Annotated in this window: 1 protein-coding gene; it reads right to left on the reverse strand. The window is 42.1% G+C overall.

The genetic code is table 11. The features are described 5' to 3' along the window. Nucleotides 1–219, reverse strand: a 219-nt coding sequence (locus H2O73_RS20975) for a hypothetical protein (RefSeq protein WP_182110793.1), incomplete at its 3' end; no start/stop codon positions are given. Nucleotides 220–280: the final 61 nt, after the last annotated feature.

The following is a 280-nucleotide window of genomic DNA, read 5'->3' on the forward strand; positions in this document are numbered from 1 at the left end:
TTCAGGTTTGGGAGGCTTATCCCCTTCCTGAGGAATTTTCGAAAATTCCTTTACTTCCTCTAGTTCTTCTTGATCAGGTTGAGCACCTTTGAAGATGTCCTCAAGCTCTGATTCTAGGCTTTCAGCCATATTGATCTCTTCTACCAGAGAATCAATAATGTCAACGTCCATGCAGTCCTCTTGTGTGTCTGGATGCTGCATAGCTTTTACAGCATTCAACTTGAACTCCTCCTCATTGACTCTCAAGGTTACTTCCCCTTTTTGTACATCAATGAGAGTT

This window comes from Vibrio marinisediminis, from assembly GCF_014050145.1.
Taxonomy (GTDB): domain Bacteria; phylum Pseudomonadota; class Gammaproteobacteria; order Enterobacterales; family Vibrionaceae; genus Vibrio; species Vibrio marinisediminis.